The sequence below is a fragment of the Aeromonas sp. A600620 genome (genome assembly GCF_029479985.1).
Classification (GTDB): domain Bacteria; phylum Pseudomonadota; class Gammaproteobacteria; order Enterobacterales; family Aeromonadaceae; genus Aeromonas; species Aeromonas veronii_A.
Genome location: NZ_JAAKXB010000013.1, coordinates 97,038 through 117,562, shown reverse-complemented (window position 1 = coordinate 117,562; position 20,525 = coordinate 97,038). Strand labels below are relative to the sequence as shown.

The following is a 20,525-nucleotide window of genomic DNA, read 5'->3' as shown; positions in this document are numbered from 1 at the left end:
GCATCAAGAGGATGGCGCCAGATTTCCTGCCGTGGCCGTGACGGCCATATCGTCGCAACGGCGACTATTGAGCGTTATGTTTTCACATTTTGTTACTATCCATTTTTTACAAGCCGGCGCCCCGCTCCTACACTCCCCGCCCTGTCTCATCACTCCAGTCAGAGGTCGGCACCATGTCATCTCATCTGTCACACCTGCGAACCCTCGCCCGCCGCCTTCATCCGGTGGAGGAGTCGGGTCATCTCATCCGACGGGCCAAGTATGTGGGGCGTCTCTGGCTCAATCCTGGCGCCCGCGCCCTCTATCGCCAGCAGCAGGAGCAACCGCTGCTGGCGCAGGCGATCAGCCGCTTCCCCGATATTCTGGAAAAGCCGATCCACCCCTATCGCCACAAGGGGCTCCGCAAGCGCCTGCGAGCCGGGCTTATCAGCGGCCACTACCAGCAGCTGGCACGTCAGCTGCCCAAGGCGCAACAACTGGCAATCTACAGCGGGCGCGGCCTGCTGCTGGCCCAGTGGCAGAGCGACAAGCTGACGGCCCCCCTCACCCTGCAACTGGATTACCAAACCCACATGGGCAAAGAGGGGGAGATGAGCCTGACCCTCAAGCTGGGTGACGCTGCGCTCTATTACATGGCCCTCAATCTGCGTCCCGCGCCAAACCCGACCCTCGAGATCTGTTCGCTGCAGGGCGGCAAGGGGCAGAGCGAGGAGATCAAGCTGGTCACCAAGGCGTGCGGCGGGCTGCGCCCTATGTCCCTGCTGGTCTATATGGCCGCCGAGCTGGCCCGAGGATTGGCGTGCAAGAGCCTGCTCGGGATCCGCACCCAAAGCCACGTCTATCAGTGCAGCAAGCGCACCGCCGATCGGGTCAAGTTCGATCTCGACGGCTTGTGGCAGGAGCATCAGGGCTGCGTGCAAGATGAACTCTGGATGAGCCTGCCGCTGGAAGTGCCCCGCAAGACGCTGGAGGAGATCCCCTCCCGCAAGCGGGCCAGCTACAAGGCGCGCTACCAGCTGCTCGATCAGCTCGGCAGCGAGCTGCAGGCAAATCTGCTGCGAAGCTGAGTCAACGCAGCAGAAACAAAAAGGGCGAACAGCTTGCTGTTCGCCCTTTGTCATGACGGGGATTTGCCCTTAGCGGTTGATCGCCATCGGCATACCGTTGCGCTGCTCCAGCGCCTGCTTCACCAGTTGGGAGTCGCTGTCGGCGTGGGCAATGAAGCGGGTCACCGCCGGAGTCATCGGCAGCGGTGCCGGCAGCTTGGAGTTGAACTCCTCTTCGCTACGCGACAGCGGCTGGTGCACTTCCAGATAACGAACGCCGTTGGGCTCGAGAGAGGCCTTGATCGGCTGGTTAACGAACTGGACGCGGGTACCGACCGGCACCTGCTTGAACAGGTACTCGATATCGTCGTTACGCAGCCGCACACAGCCGTGACTCACCCGCAGACCGATACCGAAGTTGGCATTGGTGCCGTGGATGGCGTACATCTTGCCGATATAGAGTGCAAACAGCCCCATGGGGTTGTCCGGGCCGGCCGGCCATACCGCTGGCAGGCTCTCGCCACGGGCGGCATATTCGGCATGCATCTTGGCAGTCGGGGTCCAGGTCGGGCCCGCTTTCTTGCGCTGCACGCTGGTCACCCAGTTTTCCGGGGTGTCGGTGCCGAGCTGGCCGATGCCGATGGGCAACACTTCTACCACCTTCTTGCCTTTCGGGTAGTAGTAGAGGCGCATCTCGGCCACGTTCAGCACAATGCCTTCACGAGGGGCATCCGGCAGGATGAGTTGCTGGGGGATCACCAGCTTCTCGCCGGTCTGTACCAACAGGGGATCCGCATCGGGGTTGGCCTCTATCATGTTGGTCAGCCCCAGCTGGAATTTGGCAGCAATGGCCTCCAGCGGCTGGCCATTCTCTTCGGCCGGAACCACATATTCCAGATTTTCCCCCACCAGACGGCTGTTGGCCGCAGGCAGAGCATATTCAACAGCGAAAACCGGCGCAGCGGTCAGCAGCAGGCTGTAGCAGAGTGTTGCCACACTATTGCGAAGGAGCTTCATAACTTTCCCATGATAATGACTGAATTGACATCTCTGAGCTGACGGCTGATCAGCAGAAGATCAGGGGCGCGAAGAGAAGGCCGCCATTTTTCTCCTCTGCTGACCAAATATCAACTGACAAGTGGTGACGGGTCGATGATTAATATGCGGATTATCCAACGCCCTCGACTCGCCCTCTCCCCCTGTTTATCCCCGTTGCCAGAGGCGCATATCATAACCTGTGGGAGATTGATGCAACCGCAGATGAAATTGCTCAATGATAGCGAAGATATGGTCGAAAATATCGGCTTGGATCCCTTCGTAATCAGCCCATGCGGTGGTCGCGGTAAAACAGTAAATTTCCAGCGGCAAACCGTCTGACGTGGGCGCCAGCTGGCGCACCATCAGGGTCATGTCCTTGCGAATGCCGGGGTGAGCACGCAGATAGGCATCCAGATAGGCGCGCAGGGTGCCGAGGTTGGTGAGGTGACGACCGTTGATAGGGCAGCTCAGGGCATCGCTCAGCTGCTGATTGTAGGCACTCAGCTCCTGCTCCTTGCGACTGAGATAGGGAGCCAGCAGTTGCGCCTGCTTGAGCTGCAACTGCTCCTCGGCCGTCAGAAAACGCACGCTGGTCATGTCGATATTGACGCTGCGTTTGATACGGCGGCCACCCGACTCGGTCATCCCCTGCCAGTTCTTGAAAGAGTCGGAGATCAGGGCATAGGTGGGAATGGTGGTGATGGTCTTGTCCCAGTTCGACACCTTGACCGTGGTGAGGCCAATATCGGTCACCTCGCCATCGGCGCCGTACTTGTCCATCTGCAGCCAGTCACCGACGCTCAGCATCCGGTTGGCGGAGAGCTGGATCCCCGCCACCAGCCCGAGGATGGGGTCCTTGAATACCAGCATCAGCACTGCGGTCATGGCACCCAGACCGCTGAACAGGAACAGCGGCGACTTGCCGAGCAGCAGGGCGATCATCAGGATGCCCACCAGAATGCTGCCTACCAGCTTGGCCCCCTGGAAGATGCCGCGCAGGGGCAAATCCCGACCAAGGCGGGTGTAACGGCTCACCGACAACAGGCAGTCGAGCAGGGCGAAGAAGGCCAGCAGCAGGAACAGCAAAATCCAGAGCTGGGCCACCATCTCGATAAGCTTGAGGCTATCCGATTGACGAGGCAGCCAGATCTCCGCCTGACCGAGCAGCACGGCCCCCTGCAACACGAAAGCGAGCCGGTTGAAGAGGCGCTGTTGCAGCTGGGGCGGCAGCCACACCTGCTTGGCCTTGCCGAGGATCCCCACCAGCCGGACCAGCAACACCCGGTGCAGCGCCATGTGCAGCAGCAACGAGGTGATGACGATAAAACCCAGCGCGATCACCAGCGCCATCAGGTTGGTCACTTCCACCCCAAGGCCAGACAACCAGTTAAAAAACGCCTCTTTCATTGCTCTCTCCCGAACCTGGCAGCCCGCTGGCTGCAAAAACAGTGGTGGTCAGGGTACCGCTCCCCTCCCCCATGTCAAATCGGTGAACGCCAGAAACGACAACGCCCGGCACTGGCCGGGCGTTGTTTCAAAGCGAGGCTGACTTAGCAGACCAGGCTCAGGGCATCGCGGGCGATGACCAACTCTTCGTTGGTCGGGATCACCATGGCGCAACGGCTGTCGGCGGTGGTGATGCGACCTTCGCCACCCAGTACTGCAGCGTTGTTGGCCTCTTTGTCCACCTTGAAGCCGAACAGAGCCAGACGGTTCAGCACCATCTCGCGCACCATGGCGGCGTTCTCACCGATACCACCGGTAAAGACCACGGCGTCCAGACGACCGTCCATCGCAGCGGCATAGGCACCGACATACTTGGCCACACGGTAGGTGAAGACATCCAGCGCGCGCTTGGCACCGGCGTCGGTGGCGTAGTTGGTGGTGACGTAACGGCAGTCGCTGCTCGCTTCGGTCATCCCCAGCAGACCGGACTCACGGGTCAGGGTGTGGTTGATCTGCTCCACGCTGTAACCGAGCTGGTCGTGCATGAAGAAGACCACGGCCGGATCGATATCACCGGAGCGGGTACCCATCGCCAGACCTTCCAGCGGAGTCAGACCCATGGAGGTGTCTACGGATTCGCCGTTCTTGATGGCGCAGACAGAGGCACCGTTACCCAGGTGGCAGTTGATGATGTTCAGTTCATTCAACGGCTTGCCCAGCTCTTTTGCGGCTTCTTCCGCAATGTAGCGGTGAGAAGTACCGTGGGCACCGTAACGACGAATACCGTGTTCGCGGTAGAGCTTGTGCGGCAGCGCATAGAGGTAGGCCTCTTGCGGCAGAGTCTGGTGGAAAGCGGTGTCGAACACGGCCACGTTCTTCTCGGACAGCTGCGGGAACACTTTCAGCGCGGCGCGAATACCGATGAGGTGGGCCGGGTTGTGCAGCGGGGCGAACGGAATGGCGGCTTCGATACCGGCGATCACGCCGTCATCAATGCGCACGGAGCGGGAGAACTGCTCGCCACCGTGTACGATTCGGTGACCGATGGCCACCAGTTGCTCGGCAAGAGTCGGATCCTGCGGCAGGATGTGACCCACGATATGGTCGAGGGCCTCCTGGTGAGCGGCACCCGCTCCCAGCATGGCTTCGCCCTTGACCCCGTGGAGTTTCCATTTGATACGTGCATCATCCAGATTGAAGCATTCGGCCAGGCCGGACAGCATGTCCTCACCTGTTTCGGCGTCCATTACGGCAAATTTCAGGGAAGAGCTACCGCAGTTAAGGATCAATACCAACTTGCTCATTTTCTACATCTTCCTGTGCTTCGGCTTTATGCCGACAGTGTCGTGTCATCCAAAAGAGGATGGGATTCCCCTGCCGGGGGCTTATGGTCGCAGGAGGGTGCGTCCAATTTTTCAATTCTTGCTCTTGAAAGAGTCATCGCAACCTGTGGTGCGTATCACTGGTTTCAATTCTTGCTCTTGAAAGAGTGATCGCAACTTGTGGTGCGTATCACTGGTTTCAATGCTTGCGAGTCTCAACGCATCAGCTGCGCAGGGCTCGCCTCAATGGGAATGCTCAGGCGATAGCCAGCAGATCCTTGTGTACCTTGACCACCAGCTTCTTCACCTTGGCGGGCTGGTTGAAGGTACAGAGCGGGCGGTGCAGCTCGCCCGGCCAGAAGATGGCAAAATCGCCCGGTTGCAGCGCCAGATAGCTGGTCTGCTCGTCCTCGACAAACCAGAGGTCAGGATGGGGATGGTCGGCGCCGTCGCTCACATAGTCGTGGGGGCCCACACCTATCCACTCTTCACCGCGCAGCAGCAACTGGATATCGAGATACTGCTGATGGAATTCGCCACGGCGATCCGCGGCTGGCTCGGTCAGATCTTCGCTCACCAGACAGAACAGGTTGAGGCCATCGATCTCGCTCTTGCCGAGCGGAGCGTCACCCCAGTGAGCCACGCTCTTCACCACCTCGGCCATGATGCGGGCCAGCGGGGCGGGCAGCGGCGTCCGCTGCAGGGTGTTCAGGCTACCGGTGATCATGGCGTCTGTTTCCTGTTAGGTATATCTGGGCGGCATCTTTGCCAGCCAATGAAAAAGGACCTGTGACAGGTCCTTCAATAATGCCGTCTGCAATCCGTGCAAACCGGTTTAGAGCTTTTGCTCATGTTCAGCTATATGGGCACTGTTACACACTCGTCAGCACCTTGCCAAGAGACATAATCCCATTTTCATAGTGATCGTACCAGCTGAAACCATATTATTCACCACCCTTTCCCCCTCGACTTTGACCAGACGCAAAAACGGGCGCATCAGCGCCCGTTTTTTTCGCAAAACCGTTTAACAACCGGTTTCATTCAAGCCTTTTGGGCATTTTCCACCGGTTTGGCGTACATGGCCCGCCAGATCGCCTTGTGCTCTTCCGGCACCTCTGACTGACGGGTCAGGAAGGCCGCCTGCTCGATGGTATTGGCCTTGCCGGAGACATCGGCCGCCAGATAGTTGCTGGGGAACAGGTGGTAGCTGCTCCAGATCGCCTTGTCGATCAGCGCGGCCAGTTCGTCCGGATCGCTGAAGCCCTCGGTGATCGGCGCGCCGAAGGAGACATGTACCCGCCCCTTCATGCCGACGATACCGGCGACGATACTCTCGATATCCTCGAACTCGCCCTTCTCATAGCTGCCGTTGACCGACTTCTCGTAGAGCTCGCGCGCCTTCGCCTTGTCGGTCGGATCCAGCTCGTAGCTGATGCTGACCGGCACGATATTGAGGCTGCGCATATAGTCGACGAAGTCGATCTTCTGCTTCTTGCCGTCGACGTAGAACATCTTGAGGATGGCGGGATCTGTCTTGTCATCGCCATTCTTGGCGCGTCCTTCCTTCTGGGCGATCCAGATGGAGTGACCTTCGTGAACCGAGTTGCCGATATAGGCAGACAGCTCGCCGAGCGCCTTCATCATCTCCCGCGGCCCCTTGGCGGAGCGTTTGACGATAAAGCTCTTGTTGAGCTTCATCAGCTCGGTGGCGCAGGGTTTGCGCAGCAGGTTGTCACCGATGGCGATGCGCACGGTATCGAAACCGTGGGTGTGCAGCCCCCAATTGACGAACGCAGGATCCATGGCGATGTCTCTGTGGTTGGAGACAAACAGATAGCCCTGCTCTTTCTTCAGATGCTCGATCCCGGAGAAGGTCACCCCCTTGGTAGAGGTGGCGATCATGCGGGACATGTACCGGGTGACCCCCATCTGGACCTGATGCACCGTGGTCACTTTTGACCATTTACGGCGCAGAAACAGGCGGATCATCGGGCGAATGGCCCAGCCCAGCCAGCTCATCAGGGAACCGAAACGATACTTGGCGATGGCGCCGATAAATTCATCATCCTGGATCAGCCGTTCGATGGCTGCCGGCACTTCTTCATCGCGGTAGGGGCGAATATCCGCGAATCTATCTACTTCAGTCACAATGTCAGCCTTGCATGCTAGGAAACCGCAGCCAACCCGTGTTGGCCGGGGAAAATTCAGGGCGCAATTTTACACGCTTTTATGGCAAGGGGTATGAGACAAGCATGAATAGTGAGATCTGACCAGTTAATTAATCGGAGCAGAGCGCCAGTGCCACGGCGGCCTCGGCATGGATGGCAGTGGTGTCGTAGAGCGGCACCGCCGCCCGGGCATCGCCCACCAGCAGGGCAATCTCGGTGCAACCGAGGATCACCGCCTCGGCACCAGCATCCACCAGCGCCTCGATAATGGCCAGATACTCGGCCCGCGACGATTCACGGGTCTCCCCCAGACAGAGCTCGTCATAGATGATCCTGTGTACCCGCTCCCGCTCAGCTTCGGCAGGCACCAGCACCGCCAACCCGAAGCGATCCTGCAAGCGCCCTTTGTAAAAATCCTGCTCCATGGTGAAGCGGGTGCCGAGCAGGCCGACTCGGGTGATCCCGTCAGCCCGCAATTTGGCCGCGGTGGCATCGGCGATATGGAGCAACGGGATATCGATGGCGGCCTCAATCTCGGGGGCGACCTTGTGCATGGTGTTGGTGCCGATCAGCAAGAAATCGGCGCCGCCATCCTGCAACTTGCGCGCCTCCGCCGCCAGCAAACGAGCGGTAGCGGGCCAGTCACCGGCATGCTGCAACCGCTCGATACCGGCAAAATCGACGCTGTTGAGCAGCACCCGCGCCGAGTGCAAACCGCCGAGCTGTGCCCGCACCCCACGGTTGAGCGCCTGATAGTAACTGACGGTGGACTCCCAGCTCATGCCACCCAACAGACCGATACATTTCATAGGAACTCCTTCATTCCAAGGGAGGGCAGAACCACGCCACCTTGCAGGCAAGGTCACGCAGGCGAGATAAAAAAGGCCCCGCAGGGCCAACAAGACAGCCGGTAAAGGCCCGGGTCAACCCCGGGCTAAATCCAGATCATCCCGACACAGGCGGCCGTCGCCAGCCCCATGCCGAGATTGAAACGCCGCCAACCCCGGGCAGTGCGAATGATTTGCCGCACCTGGGCACCAAACAACACCCAGAACGCCCCGGTGTAGAGGCCGGTAATAAAGAAGATCACCAACACCCAGAGCGCGGAGGGCCAGTAAGCCTCCCCCGCCAGAGTGAAACCGCTGATGGCGGAGAGCGCCATCATCCATGCCTTGGGGTTGAGCAGTTGCAGCATGGCCCCCTGATGGGCGGGAATGAGCGGCCGGTTGCCCTCGGCCGGGCCGCTGGCGGTCGCCACCTTCCACGCCAGCCAGAGCAGATACGCCGAGCCGATAATCTTGAGGCCATCGTGCAGCAGCGGCACCTTCTCGAACACCACGCCAAGCCCCAGCGCGGTAGCGAGGATCATCAGATTGATCCCCCCCACCACCCCCACCAGCAGGGGAATCGTGCGGCGAAACCCCTGCGCCGCCCCGGCGCTGGTGAGCAACATGTTATTTGGCCCCGGCGTGCCGCAGGTAACCAGGGCAAACCCCGCCAGGGGCAGTAACCAGTTCAGATCCATCTCAACCTCTTGTCGATTCAACGCCCCCGTTATGGGGAAAGCCTTCTAATATGCAGAGCCAACCCCGTGGCGACAAGTCAGAAATGCCTCTTTCTCGGCCACCTCCCCCTCCAGCGCAACACGGCTCAATACCAGAGCATCACCACACAGAGTGCCGTCAGCAGGCCGAGAGAACCGTTGAGTCGCCGCCAGCCCCGATCCGAGCTGATCCAGTTGCTCAGCTGATGGCCGAACAGTACCCAGACAAAGCAGACCGGCAGGGCCACCAGCGCAAACATGACCATCACCGCCAGCTGACTCGACCAGTAACTGGCGCCGGGCAGGCTGAACAGACTGATGGCGGAGATCCCCATCATCCACGCCTTGGGATTGAGGAACTGAAAGCCCAGCCCCTCCAGCATGGTCAACGGACGGGCCCTCCGGGCCGGATCCCCCGGCGCCCCGGCCACCGCGATACGCCACGCCAACCACAGCAGATAGAGGCTGCCGAAGATCTGCAAACCGAGCCGTAGCAGGGGCCAGCGCTCGAACAGCGGATAAAGCCCCAGCGCCAGCACCAGTTGCAACACCGGCTGCCCCAGCCCCACCCCGAGCAGATGTGGCAGAGTGCGACGCACCCCGAAGTTGGCGCCGGAAGCCGTCAGCATCAGGTTGTTGGGCCCCGGCGTACCGCAGGTGAGTACGGCAAAACCGAACAGGGTAACATACCACTCCATCGTCATATTGTGACTCCTTACTCGCTGAGTTGTATCGATACAATGCAAGCTATTTGATTGTTATCAGGCTGAAATTCACGCTATATTGACAACAAATTTGGATCAATGGATTTATTGTCACCATGACAATCTGGACGCCCGACCTTGCGGCCTTCGATGGCCCCCTCTACCTCAAGCTGGTCAAAGCAATCGAACAGGGGATCGCGAATGGCGAGCTGCCACCGCAGACCCGATTGCCTACCCACAGATCCCTGGCGGATCGTCTGGGTGTCACCGTCGGCACCGTCACCCGCGCCTACAGCGAGGCGGAGCGGCGCGGCCTGCTGGCCGCCCGGGTGGGCCACGGCACCTGGGTCAAGGGAGCGAACACGGATCCCGCCAATGAGTGGGTGATCCGTCAGGAGGAGGGGCACCGCATCGAGCTGTGGCAGAACCTGCCGGTGCAGCTGGATCGGGCGGCCATCATTCGCCCCATGCTGGGGGAAGTGGCGGACGGGGATCTCAACGCCCTGCTCGGCTACGACAAGGAGGCGGGACGACCGGATCAGCGCCAGCAGTTCGTCAACTGGCTGGCGGAGCAAGGGGTGGCCTGTAGTGAGGATCGCCTGCTGTTCAGCCACGGCGCCCAGCACGGCATCATGCTGGCGCTGCTGGCGACCGGCTGCGTGGGGGAGACCATCCTGTGCGAGGGGCTGAGCTACCCCGGTATGCTGGGCAATGCCCGCCAGCTGAAGAATCAGGTGGTGGGACTGGCGATGGACGAGGAGGGGCTGCTGCCCGAGGCGCTGGACGCCGCCTGCCGCACCCGCCGGGCCAAGCTGCTCTACCTCACCCCAACCCTGCAAAACCCCACCACCGCCATCATGAGTCTGGCGCGGCGGGAGGCCATCGTCACCATCGCCCGTCGCCACGATCTGCTGATCATCGAGGATGACGTCAACGGCCTGCTGCCCCAGCAACCTGTGATCCCTCTGGTCAATCTGGCGCCGGAGCGGGTCATCTATCTGGGCAGTCTGGCCAAGATCGCCTGCGGCGGCCTGCGGGTGGGCTTCGTGCTGACGCCCCCTGCCCTGCGCAGCGCCTTCGCCCAGACCATGCGGCTGTCGAGCTGGATGGTGAGCCCGCTGTTGATCGAGCTCGCCTGCAAAATGGTCAGTCAGCGCCAGATCATGCCGCTGGTCGAGCAGCAGCGGGAGATCCTCAAACGCCGTGGCGAACTGCTGCGCCACCTGCTGCCTGCCGCCCGCTGGCAGCCGGGCAGCATGCACGCCTGGCTACCGCTGCCGGAGCCCTGGCGCAGCCAACAGTTTGCTGCCGCCGCCGATGCTCTTGACGTTGGCGTGGCGAGCGGGGAACACTTCGCCGCCGGTCAGTTTGCCGCTCCGCAAGGGGTGCGCCTGAGCCTGAGCCAACCCGCCACCGATGCCCGGGTCGGCGAAGGGCTGGCCCGTCTGGCGCAGCTGCTGCAGGGGACGCCCCCGAGCAATCCCCTGCTATAGTCAGGGCCAGCCGACCTGACCTTCACGCTTCATCGTCATTGCCAAGGAGATGCCGTGCCCCCCATCAGAGCCGCCCTACTGCTTGCCACCCTGTTGCTGGGTGGCTGCGCCTCGTCAACGACCCACCAGCAGCTGGGGGCCGCGCTCAATGGACTGGAAGGGGAGTTGCAACGGCTGGAAGAGGAGCTGGCGGCCATGAACGGCCTGCACTATCAAAAGGCGATCGATGCACCGCTCAGTTTGCGCCGTGCGCTCGGGGCGCCGCAGCCCACGCCAGAGGGGCTGGTGCCGGTGGCCAGCAAGCTGGAAGATGGGCCGATCCTGCGCTATCAATACCGCCTGCCAGCGGGTATGACGAGTCTGCCCCAAAACAACCTCTGCCAGCGCTACGAATTTGAACTGCGCCATCTGGGCCGCCTCGGCAAGCTGGAATTAAGCTGGCAGGGGGAACAGGGGAGTGGCTCACACCAGATCCGTCAAACAGAGTGTGTCTTTCTCACCGAAGCACATAAATCCCGGTAACCGCCTATAATGCCCTTCCTCGTCTCGCGCCGACTACTGTCACTTTTCCTCCCCCGCAGAGTTGTCGCCATGTTCCTCTTGGGTCTAATCTGATCTACTCGTGGAGTATTGAAAGGACGCGTGCATGACGATACTGCTGCTCGAAGAGGATCCCCTGCTCCGTAGCGCCATCACCCGGGAACTGACCGAACAGGGTATCCCTGCTGAACGGATCCACCACCACAGCCACCCGGGTCAGGAACGCAGCGGTCTACTCACCCTGCTGCAACAACAGCCATTTGATGCCATTATCTGCCAGCAAAATAGACAACTGGGGCATGACGGCGCCCGCCTGCTGCATGAAGCACACTACCTCGGCCTGCTACAACCCGCCTGCGTACTACTGTTGATGGATGCAGACCAGAACGAGCAGGATTTTCTCCCCTCGGACCTCTACTTCTCCCTCCATCTGCCACTCCCCTTCATGACCGGGGAGCTCACAACTGCGCTCAAGCAGTTGACACAACTGAGCAGGATGACCCACACCCTCGCCCCTCCAACCCTGCTGCGGGAGTGGAAACTGGCGACCGCACTCTGTGAAGACCTGCTCTATCAACGGGACAACCGACCCCTTGCCCCCTGGCTGGATCGGTTCAAGGGTTACCTGCTGCTGCAGTCCAGCGAACAGCTCACTGCCGCCCAGCATTATGCCCTGTGTGCCAACGAGTATCGGGCAAGCTGGCCGAGGGCCGGATTGTTCTACGCCATGTTGGGACTGGGCAAACTGCAGAGTGCCGAAACCGACTTGCAGCGTCATCAAACCATATTGCCGACCGCCACCCGACTGGAGCTGCAACTCGCCAGTCAGTTGCACCAACATCAGTGGCAGGCAGCCTGGGAGACCATGGTGCAGTTGCAACAAGTCCGCCCCCATCAACCCCGCTGGCATCAGCTGGCCATGATGCTGGGACTATTACAGCAAGACGAGAGGAAGGTGCTGGAACAAGCCAGCACCCTGAATCTTCACCATTTCAGTGAACAGCGCGTCCGGCTGGCCATCGACCACTTCATGATCAACGCCATGCTGGCGGTGCTGTGGCATACACCATCCAGCAACCGGATCCGCTCCCTGCAACAGGAGTGGGCCCATCTGAAGCGAACAGTAAACCTGCCCGCGCAGGAGTTCGAGCTGCTGCAGGCACTGATGCAGGGATTGGATTACCGCTTCGACGAGGCGCTGATCCTGCTCGCCCACCATCAACCCAGCCAGGCGAGCGAGAACCATCTCACCCTGTTATTGGGCTTTGCCGTCTGTCAGTTTTGTGGCCTGCCCCACCATGCCCAGCGCTATCTGGCGCAGCTGACACACTACCGTGACCGTGTCGCCCCCCACCCCCTGACCCGTCAGCTGTTTCACCATCTGCTAACGGAACTGGGCCAACAGTTGACGGCGCGGGAGCAGCGCCTGACCAGCTTGCGCCAAACCCGTCATCAAGGGATACAAAAAGGTGACTATCAACTGGCACTGCAGGCCGGCTTGCAACTGCTGGAGGAATTTCCCGCCCTGCCCGGCGATGCCTGGCAACTGCTGGAGCTGCTACAGCACAGCTGGCCGGCGGGCATGGCGGCCCCCAGGGTTGCGCTGCTGGTCGATACCCTGGAGCGGCGCCTCAAGCACAGCCCTGCGTTTCTGGATCAACATGCCCAGCAGTATCAGCGTACTCTGCACGAGATCCGCACTCACTTGCAGCCGCACCTCTCCGGCAGCGCCCCCGCCAGCCTGGGCAAGGGGCCCCCGGAATCATGATGAGGCTGGCCTGTGCCGCCAGCCACATAAGAGAGAGGGGAGCCTTGGCTCCCCTCTATTCATTTCGTGTAACCTTATGGCCCTCAAGAACGGGCACAAGCAGATACGGTGACAGATGACTGTTAAGTCCCCGGGCTCAGCCCAGTGCATCACTCTCCAGCGCCGCCTTGAGAAAATCCTTCCAGCTGATGATGCCGACCAGGGCGCCATTCTCCAGCACCGGCAGGCAGGAGACCCCCTTCTCCAGCATCAGCTTGACGCCGTCGCGCACGGTGAGATGGGGAGCGATGGTGACGAGCTGACGACTCATGATCTGGTGGGCCCGCTTGTTGAGGGTTTCGGTATCGCGGCTCATCTCGGCTTCGGAGTCGAGATAGGGGCTGATGGCGCGGAACAGATCCCGATCCGAGATGACCCCCACCAGCTCCTCCTCTTCCAGCACCAGCAGGTGGCGAAAGTGTGCCTGCTCGAAGATATCCCTGATGACTCGGAGTCGATCATCCATTGAAACGGTGGCGACCCGGGTCGTCATAATATCCCTGATATGCATGCTAACCTCCCGTAACCAAACTGGTTTCTCTGTTATGGCATGTTTTTGCAGTGCCAGCCAGTAGCCAGCCCTTCGCTACAGTGCAAATCAGCGTCATTTCACGTAAGATCCGCGCCAGTTTTTCTCCTCCATTTTGAGCAAGCAGATCCCACCCATGATAGTTGCCAGTCAAATCGAACTGATCCGCGGCGGCCGCAAGCTGCTGGACAACGCCTCCGCCACCATTCACCCCGGCCACAAAGTGGGTCTGGTGGGCAAAAACGGCTGTGGCAAGTCCACCTTTTTTGCACTGGTACGGGGCGAGCTGGCCATCGACAGCGGCACCTTCAGCCTGCCCGCTGGCTGGCAGATCGCAGGCGTAGCGCAGGAGACCCCGGCGCTCGACTGCTCCGCGCTCGAGTATGTGATCGACGGCGACAAGGAGTTCCGCTCGCTGGAAGCCCAGCTGGTACAGGCCGAACAGGATGACAATGGTCTGCTGGTAGCCGAGCTGCACGGTCGCCTCGATACCATTGGCGCCTACAGCATTCGCGCCCGCGCCGCCGAACTGCTGCACGGCCTCGGTTTCAGCGATGAGCAGCTGAGCTCGCCGGTTCGCAGCTTCTCCGGTGGCTGGCGCATGCGTCTGAACCTGGCTCAGGCGCTGCTCTGCCGCTCCGATCTGCTGCTGCTCGATGAACCGACCAACCACCTAGATCTCGACGCCGTCATCTGGCTGGAGAAGTGGCTCAAGGGCTATCAGGGCACGCTGGTGCTTATCTCTCACGACCGCGATTTCCTCGACTCGGTCATCAGCCGCATCATCCATATCGAGAACGGCAAGCTCAACGAATACAGCGGCGGCTACTCCGACTTCGAACTGCAGCGCGCCGAACAGCTGGCCCAGCAGCAGTCCATGTACGAGAAGCAGCAGCGGGAGATGTCCCACATGCAGGCGTATGTGGACCGCTTCCGCTACAAGGCCTCCAAGGCCCGTCAGGCCCAGAGCCGCCTGAAAGCGATGGAGCGGATGGAGAAGATCCTGCCCGCCCACGCCGACTCGGAATTCAGCTTCGAGTTTCGCGAGCCGTCGGCCCTGCCGACCCCGCTCATCGCCATGGAGAACCTCTCTGCCGGTTACGGCGACAAGGTGATCCTGGAGAAGATCAAACTCAATCTGGTACCGGGTTCGCGCATCGGTCTGCTCGGTCGCAACGGCGCCGGTAAGTCGACCTTTATCAAGATGCTGTCGGGCTCCAACCCGCCGCTCTCTGGCAAGCTCGAAGTGAGCGCCGGGGTGAGCATCGGCTACTTCGCCCAGCATCAGCTGGAGACCCTGCGTCTCGATGATTCCCCGCTCGATCATCTGGCCCGCCTCGCGCCGGACAAGACCGAGCAGGAGCTGCGCAACTATCTGGGCAGCTTCGGTTTTCACGGTGACAAGGCGCTCGACAAGGTGGCGCCCTTCTCCGGCGGCGAAAAAGCGCGGCTGGTGCTGGCGCTGATCACCTGGCAAAAGCCCAACCTCTTGCTGCTCGATGAACCGACCAACCACCTGGATCTGGAGATGCGCCACGCCCTCACCATGGCGCTGCAAGGCTTCGAAGGGGCCATGGTAGTGGTCTCCCACGACCGTCACCTGCTGCGCACCACCACCGACGACTTCTATCTGGTACACGGTGGCCGGGTCGAGCCGTTCGACGGCGATCTGGACGATTACCACAAGTGGCTCGGCGAGCAGGAGAAAGAGGCCAACGCCAAACCGGCCGATGGCCCCGTCTCTGCCAACTCGGCGGTGGCTCGCAAGGATCAGAAGCGGCGCGAGGCGGAGTTCCGCCAGCAAACCCGCCCCCTTCGCCAGAAGCTGGAAAAGCTCGAAGCGAGCATGGAGAAGCTGCAAGGCAAGCTTGGCGACATCGAGAGCCAACTGTCCGACCCCGCCATCTACGAAGAGAGCGCTAAAACCAAGCTCTCCGAGCTGCTCAAATCCCAGGGCCCCCTCAAGGAGCAGCTGGAAGAGGTGGAGCTGGAGTGGATGAGCCTCTCCGAAGAGCTGGAAACCATGGAGCAGGCCTTCTTTGCGTGACGAACAGCTGATGGCCAGCGAGCGGGTCGCGGTCCACGAATTGCCGACGCCGATCGGCTTCTGGCACTGGAGCGGCAAGGTCTATGGTGAGCGCAGCCAGGATTGGCTCACCGTGCAGGAGCAGGGGGGCAACGTCAATCTGGCGCTGCTGCTGCACCGGCTCGATCAGCTCGGCATCGTGGTCGATCTCACCGATCTGCAACCGGCGCTGGTGCAGACCGAGGCGGTGCTGACCCCGTGGCGCGCCCTGCGCCAGAGCGCCAAGACGCGACTCGACGAGCAGCAGTATCAGTCGATGCTGGCCCACGAGCTGGAGCTGGAGCGGCTGCAACAGGGCGTCCTGTTGCAGACCCTGCGCAGCCTCTCCCTGTTTCGCGGCAACAGCCGCAATTTGTTGAACTATCTATCGTTACTGGGTGCCCAGCAGGGCCCCCTCAGAGATCTAATATGCTGAGCTACCGCCACGCCTTTCACGCCGGCAACCATGCCGACGTGCTGAAACACGCCGTTCAGGCCCTGATCATCGAGTCCCTCAAGAAGAAGGAGAAACCCTTCATCGTGCTGGACACCCATGCCGGTGGCGGTCTCTACGACCTTCGCGGCGACTGGTCCCAGAAGAAGGCGGAGTATGCCGACGGCATCGGCCGCCTGTGGGACGAGCGGGCCCAGTGGTCTGCCATGGCTCCCTATCTCGGCGTCATCGAAGAGATGAACAGCGATGGCCAGCTGCACTACTACCCCGGCTCGCCGGAGCTCTCCCGTCGCCTCACCCGCGAGCAGGACAAGCTGGCGCTGATGGAGCTGCACAACAACGAGGTCGAAGATCTGCGCGCCAACATGGGTTATGACCCTCGCGTCGCCGTACACCACCGTGACGGCTTCGAGGGGCTGATCGCCCTGCTGCCGCCCACCCCGCGCCGCGGGCTGGTGCTGATCGACCCGCCCTATGAGCTCAAAGAAGATTATTTCGCCGTGGTCGATACCCTGAAAAAGGCGCAAAAGCGCTGGGCGACCGGCATCTACGCCCTCTGGTATCCGATCCTCGGGCAAGAGGCAGACAAATCCCGCGACATGCTGCGCGCCATCAAGCGAGAGAACTTCGGCAACGTCTTGGTGGCCGAGCTGGAAGTGGCCGGTCAGACTGCCGACTGGGGCATGAACGGCTCAGGCATGCTGATCATCAGCCCGCCCTGGATGCTGGACGAGCAGATTGAAGCCTTCCTGAAACCGCTCTGTGCCAAGCTGGCGCAGGGCGCAGGCGCCCAGTACAAGGTGGAGTGGCTGAACAAGGTCGAAGAGTAAACCTGCACCAGCCCGCTCTGGCGCCCGGTCAACGCGCCAGCAAGTCGCTCACCCAAACCGTTCACAGTGACGGCATGGCCAGCAAAGAGAAGCCCCGTTCAGGGGCTTCTTGTTTTTTACCTGCCAGCGCTTTTACCCACTAACTGTTTTCCTCACCAATGGCAGCACCCGCCCCATCTGCGCACCAGATCAGTCGTTATTGACTAATTAGCCGATCCAGATCAGAAATCGGCCATCTGGTCCTTTCCCTCCGTCTACCCGCCGCTAATATACCCGATTGGCAACAAAGCCTCGTAGGAGTCACCCCATGAGCCATGCCAACCCCATCCAGTTGGTTAAACGCAGCAGACTGGAGGCTGTAATTCAGGGGCGGTAGCCATGCCGGATGGAATGGATAAGCGAACGTTGCCCACGACTACCCAGTCAACATGGTGACAGCCTTATGCTGATTTCTGACCCGCTCACGCAGGCGTGCTTTGGCGGCGCTTGCCAAGAGTGTGCTGAGCACTGATTTTTCATACTGTAGTAACGGTGGCGCAAAAAGAGGAAGTCAAGCGAATACGCCCAGCATGCGAAGAAAGCTGATGACGTTATGATTTAATGGTTGTTTTTACTTGGCGGCAATGAAAATGTTACGGAGTTATATGGAATGCTCTGCTAACGGATTAGTGCCGCCTTCTATCTAATCACTGTTAGCCGACTTGTCATAGAATAGGTACTTTAAATGACCATATATCAAGACTTTTTTAGGGCAAAAGTGATTGGAGCAATCACTGAAGCTAAAGCTGCGAGCAAGCTGACACATCAAGGTGTAAAGGGGACAGTGTTAGAGATTCTGATTTCCAAATTATTTCGGCCGCTATTGCCAGCAGATATCGGTGTGGGAACTGGACAGGTTGTTGAACAAGCAACGGGGAAAATGTCGAATCAGATTGACATTATACTTTATGACAAATCCATATTGCCTCCGGTGTTGTTTGATGAAACCACAGGTATTTTCCCAATTGAAGCTGTTTTATACGTAATTGAAGTGAAAACAAAACTGACAATGAAAGATCTAAGAGTTGCTCATGACAGCGCTTCTTTTTTGGAAACATTTAGCTTTCTGCCAGGTTTTTTTGACCAAAATGGCCAAGCAATTCAAACGCCAGCGGTAAGTCCAATTAGTGTTCTATTTGGTCTTGATAGTACATTAACCGGTAGCCAAATTTCGGAAGCTGAGCGATATAAATCGTACTATGGGGAGATAAATCGGCCTAGTATAAAAGCTATTTGCATTGCAGGAAAAGGTTATACGTGGATGGAAGGGTTTGAGTTTTGGAAGCACTTTCCTGCGTCAGATGATTATGATGAAATACTAGCATTCATTGGTGGTATTACTAACACATATAAAGATATAGCCGCATATCGAGGACAGCCAAAACTAGGTCATTACATCATTCCAGACAAACAAGCTGTTCGAGGGATTGATGTTTAACTCCAGCATATTCGGCTAACAAACTGCTTAAGAGGGATTCGCAATGCTTGGCATTTTTAGGATGCTTTGGGTTTTGTGATTAAGTTGGTGTGCGGTAGCTTTCCTAGTGCATTGCTCACCCCTTAGCAGGGTGTTAGGCGCCAGAAAAGTTTCAAATTATTTTAAGGATTAAAAAATGAATAAAAATATAGTGATTGAAGATCATGTTGTACCTCAACTATTCACTACGGCCATAGAGGCTTACGAGTTTGAACATAAGGCGCATAAAAATGGTAAATCGCATAAAAACTTGGAGACCTTCGGGTTGTTATGGGGTTATTCGATTCCTCAAAAAGGAAATTTACCCGCTCGGGTAGTAGCTACAATGGCTACAGTGGAGACATCTGCTTTAAGACATCAGGATTGGGTTCAGCCTGATTTAAATTCAATAATCGCGAAAAAACGCTTTTTCGAAAAATATTGGCCAAATATCGAATTAGTAGGAACGTTCCACTCTCACCCATACGCTAACTTGACTGAGGTAAACGAAGTGAAAGGCTGGCGAGCATCTCCAGGAGATGAAGGATTTTGGCCTTGGTTCCATAAAATTGTGTCACCTGAACAACCTTTGTTGGCTCACTTGATTGTTACGATTACTAAACTTGAAAAAAAAGGTTGGGCATATCCGGATCGCCTTAAAGGAACAGAAGAGCTTAAAGGATATGCGCTCTCGGCCGAAGACAGGAAGCTCTGGTTGCGCTCATACGCCACTGAGTTACATATGTCTGATAACAATGAAGAAAATTTTGAATATGCAGATGATTTGCAATTAGAAATCCCTTCGCTCCAAAATAGGTTCTGGTAAAGCGCCTAACAAACCACATCACAAATCTGGGACACCCACCTTTTTGAGCAAGACGTAGCATAGCCCGAACCCAAAAGATGGGTGTCCAAGGTCTTAAAGTAGAGCAAATAGCCTCATGACCGAAATGCGTTGAAATGTGCATGAAGTACTGAAATCGAGGAAAAAATGAAGAACCTGATACCTGTAGTTGCCAGTGCATTTTTGATAGCTGGTTGCCAATCCAACCCTTCCCAGAACACACCTGCATCGGGAATTGAGTTCGCACATGACAAATTCAGCGTTCTCATGGTTTCGGTTGATGACACATTTGATTTTCCGAGAGGTAAGTTTTTCCGCTCCTCCTATGCTATCCAGGAAAAATTAACGGTCAAATTGCCTGGTGTTGTGGGCATCTATGCTGACTTCTTCGACCACTGCCTGAATACCGGCAATAAACCGCAGATTATCGATGGCGTCGCGCTAGTCTGCCGATCTGATCAGGTCAATCTTTATGCCGTTATCGCTGTAGAGGCTGGCAGGACAGCGTGGCTGCAAGTCGTTGAACCGAGTGACATGAGTTTACAGATAAGTGCACAAGAGCTTGCTGACTATGCAATGAATAATTTTGCCAATTATGTTGAGGCTGATGTGAGCAGTACCAAGCGGCTGCTTGGCACCAGCTCTCTTTACAAAAACGTTCCCGATTGGCCGTAACAAAGTAACGGGAGTATAAGAAATGCAGCAAATCTCCAAATCTGGGACAAATCTGGGACACCCACCTTTTTGAGCAAGGCGTAGCAGAGCCCGAACCCAAAAGATGGGTGTCCAAGGTCTTCTGCTCACCGAGTTCAAAAGCAAAAGCCCCATCACGGGGCTTTTTCTATTGGTGCGGCCGGTGTGTGCGGCAGCCTGAACCAGCCCGCCCTATGAGCGGGCGGGCAGATCCTGTTTCAGCGCAACCAGCAACAGGGCCAGCAGGCCAAAGGGCGGAAACAGACAGAGTAGGGAGCAGATAAGGGTGACCAGCGCCGGATGCTCGCTCTTGCGGCGCGCCAGTCGCCAGGCGATGACGCCGACGATGACCATCAGCAACGCAATGAACTGGCCAAGCAGGGTGGCATTGATATTCATGAAAGATCCTTTTTCATGGGCAAGTGTGAAGAACCTGTACTTTATCGCCTTGGCTGCGATTGGCAACCGCTGAACCTCACCGGCCACTCGCCCGTCGATAGGTTCTCTC

Annotated in this window: 20 protein-coding genes; 10 read left to right on the top strand and 10 right to left on the bottom strand. The window is 58.5% G+C overall.

The annotated features are described in order from the left end of the window. Nucleotides 1–173 precede the first annotated feature (173 nt). Nucleotides 174–1,067 carry a VirK/YbjX family protein gene (locus G5533_RS15920; RefSeq protein WP_042052346.1) on the top strand — a complete coding sequence of 298 codons (894 nt, stop codon included), beginning with the start codon at nucleotides 174–176 and terminating at the stop codon, nucleotides 1,065–1,067. A 69-nt stretch (nucleotides 1,068–1,136) separates the two neighbouring features. Here G5533_RS15920 and G5533_RS15915 read toward each other — a convergent pair whose 3' ends face one another. From G5533_RS15915 to G5533_RS15880, 8 genes are all read right to left on the bottom strand, one after another. Next, entirely contained in the window at nucleotides 1,137–2,063 is a 927-nt protein-coding gene (locus tag G5533_RS15915; protein ID WP_270905581.1) for a L,D-transpeptidase family protein, read from the bottom strand. Nucleotides 2,064–2,249: 186 nt separating this feature from the next. Further along, nucleotides 2,250–3,491, bottom strand: coding sequence for a mechanosensitive ion channel family protein (locus G5533_RS15910; RefSeq protein ID WP_270905582.1), 1,242 nt, complete (start codon nucleotides 3,489–3,491; stop codon nucleotides 2,250–2,252). Between the two features lie 143 nt (nucleotides 3,492–3,634). Further along, on the bottom strand, nucleotides 3,635–4,834 hold the full coding sequence (locus tag G5533_RS15905) for an acetate kinase (RefSeq protein WP_005354534.1): 1,200 nt from the start codon (nucleotides 4,832–4,834) through the stop codon (nucleotides 3,635–3,637). A 274-nt stretch (nucleotides 4,835–5,108) separates the two neighbouring features. Further along, nucleotides 5,109–5,579 carry a YhcH/YjgK/YiaL family protein gene (locus G5533_RS15900; protein WP_421206962.1) on the bottom strand — a complete coding sequence of 157 codons (471 nt, stop codon included), beginning with the start codon at nucleotides 5,577–5,579 and terminating at the stop codon, nucleotides 5,109–5,111. 314 nt (nucleotides 5,580–5,893) lie between these two features. Continuing rightward, on the bottom strand, nucleotides 5,894–7,000 hold the full coding sequence (locus tag G5533_RS15895) for a 1-acyl-sn-glycerol-3-phosphate acyltransferase (protein ID WP_042084524.1): 1,107 nt from the start codon (nucleotides 6,998–7,000) through the stop codon (nucleotides 5,894–5,896). Nucleotides 7,001–7,130: 130 nt separating this feature from the next. After that, on the bottom strand, nucleotides 7,131–7,829 hold the full coding sequence (locus G5533_RS15890) for an aspartate/glutamate racemase family protein (protein ID WP_421206960.1): 699 nt from the start codon (nucleotides 7,827–7,829) through the stop codon (nucleotides 7,131–7,133). Nucleotides 7,830–7,954: 125 nt separating this feature from the next. Further along, a complete protein-coding gene (locus tag G5533_RS15885; protein ID WP_040068358.1) occupies nucleotides 7,955–8,545 on the bottom strand; it encodes a LysE family translocator in 591 nt (196 codons plus the stop codon). Nucleotides 8,546–8,670: 125 nt separating this feature from the next. Beyond that, nucleotides 8,671–9,267, bottom strand: a complete 597-nt coding sequence (locus G5533_RS15880; RefSeq protein ID WP_040068356.1) for a LysE family translocator — start codon at nucleotides 9,265–9,267, stop codon at nucleotides 8,671–8,673. A gap of 116 nt (nucleotides 9,268–9,383) precedes the next feature. On the opposite strand from G5533_RS15880, the gene G5533_RS15875 reads away from it, so the two are divergent. The 3 genes from G5533_RS15875 (at nucleotide 9,384) to G5533_RS15865 (ending at nucleotide 13,068) form a co-directional block, all read left to right on the top strand. Continuing rightward, a complete protein-coding gene (locus tag G5533_RS15875) occupies nucleotides 9,384–10,760 on the top strand; it encodes an aminotransferase-like domain-containing protein (RefSeq protein ID WP_421206958.1) in 1,377 nt (458 codons plus the stop codon). 54 nt (nucleotides 10,761–10,814) lie between these two features. Beyond that, the gene (locus tag G5533_RS15870; protein ID WP_216979440.1) at nucleotides 10,815–11,282 is read left to right on the top strand and encodes a hypothetical protein; all 468 of its coding nucleotides are present in this window, start codon (nucleotides 10,815–10,817) and stop codon (nucleotides 11,280–11,282) included. Between the two features lie 124 nt (nucleotides 11,283–11,406). Then, nucleotides 11,407–13,068, top strand: a complete 1,662-nt coding sequence (locus G5533_RS15865; protein WP_421244545.1) for a hypothetical protein — start codon at nucleotides 11,407–11,409, stop codon at nucleotides 13,066–13,068. 136 nt (nucleotides 13,069–13,204) lie between these two features. On the opposite strand, the gene G5533_RS15860 is transcribed toward G5533_RS15865, so the two are convergent. After that, complete coding sequence (locus tag G5533_RS15860) at nucleotides 13,205–13,618, bottom strand: CBS domain-containing protein (protein ID WP_227341361.1); 414 nt, start codon at nucleotides 13,616–13,618, stop codon at nucleotides 13,205–13,207. A gap of 154 nt (nucleotides 13,619–13,772) precedes the next feature. On the opposite strand from G5533_RS15860, the gene G5533_RS15855 reads away from it, so the two are divergent. From G5533_RS15855 to G5533_RS15830, 6 genes are all read left to right on the top strand, one after another. Beyond that, a complete protein-coding gene (locus G5533_RS15855; RefSeq protein WP_441255047.1) occupies nucleotides 13,773–15,683 on the top strand; it encodes an ABC transporter ATP-binding protein in 1,911 nt (636 codons plus the stop codon). Further along, nucleotides 15,676–16,137 (top strand): DUF2390 domain-containing protein, encoded by a 462-nt coding sequence (locus G5533_RS15850; RefSeq protein WP_005343337.1) that lies wholly within the window; start codon nucleotides 15,676–15,678, stop codon nucleotides 16,135–16,137. Before G5533_RS15855 ends, G5533_RS15850 begins: the two co-directional genes overlap by 8 nt. Further along, nucleotides 16,131–16,985, top strand: coding sequence for a 23S rRNA (adenine(2030)-N(6))-methyltransferase RlmJ (locus G5533_RS15845; protein ID WP_139428650.1), 855 nt, complete (start codon nucleotides 16,131–16,133; stop codon nucleotides 16,983–16,985). The genes G5533_RS15850 and G5533_RS15845 overlap by 7 nt, the downstream gene beginning before the upstream one ends. Before the next feature lie 724 nt (nucleotides 16,986–17,709). After that, the gene (locus tag G5533_RS15840) at nucleotides 17,710–18,462 is read left to right on the top strand and encodes a DUF6602 domain-containing protein (RefSeq protein ID WP_421255525.1); all 753 of its coding nucleotides are present in this window, start codon (nucleotides 17,710–17,712) and stop codon (nucleotides 18,460–18,462) included. Between the two features lie 175 nt (nucleotides 18,463–18,637). Beyond that, on the top strand, nucleotides 18,638–19,306 hold the full coding sequence (locus G5533_RS15835; protein ID WP_421255526.1) for a hypothetical protein: 669 nt from the start codon (nucleotides 18,638–18,640) through the stop codon (nucleotides 19,304–19,306). Between the two features lie 165 nt (nucleotides 19,307–19,471). Next, the gene (locus G5533_RS15830) at nucleotides 19,472–19,999 is read left to right on the top strand and encodes a hypothetical protein (protein ID WP_236351254.1); all 528 of its coding nucleotides are present in this window, start codon (nucleotides 19,472–19,474) and stop codon (nucleotides 19,997–19,999) included. A 210-nt stretch (nucleotides 20,000–20,209) separates the two neighbouring features. On the opposite strand, the gene G5533_RS15825 is transcribed toward G5533_RS15830, so the two are convergent. Then, entirely contained in the window at nucleotides 20,210–20,416 is a 207-nt protein-coding gene (locus G5533_RS15825; protein WP_042656489.1) for a hypothetical protein, read from the bottom strand. Nucleotides 20,417–20,525 lie beyond the last annotated feature (109 nt).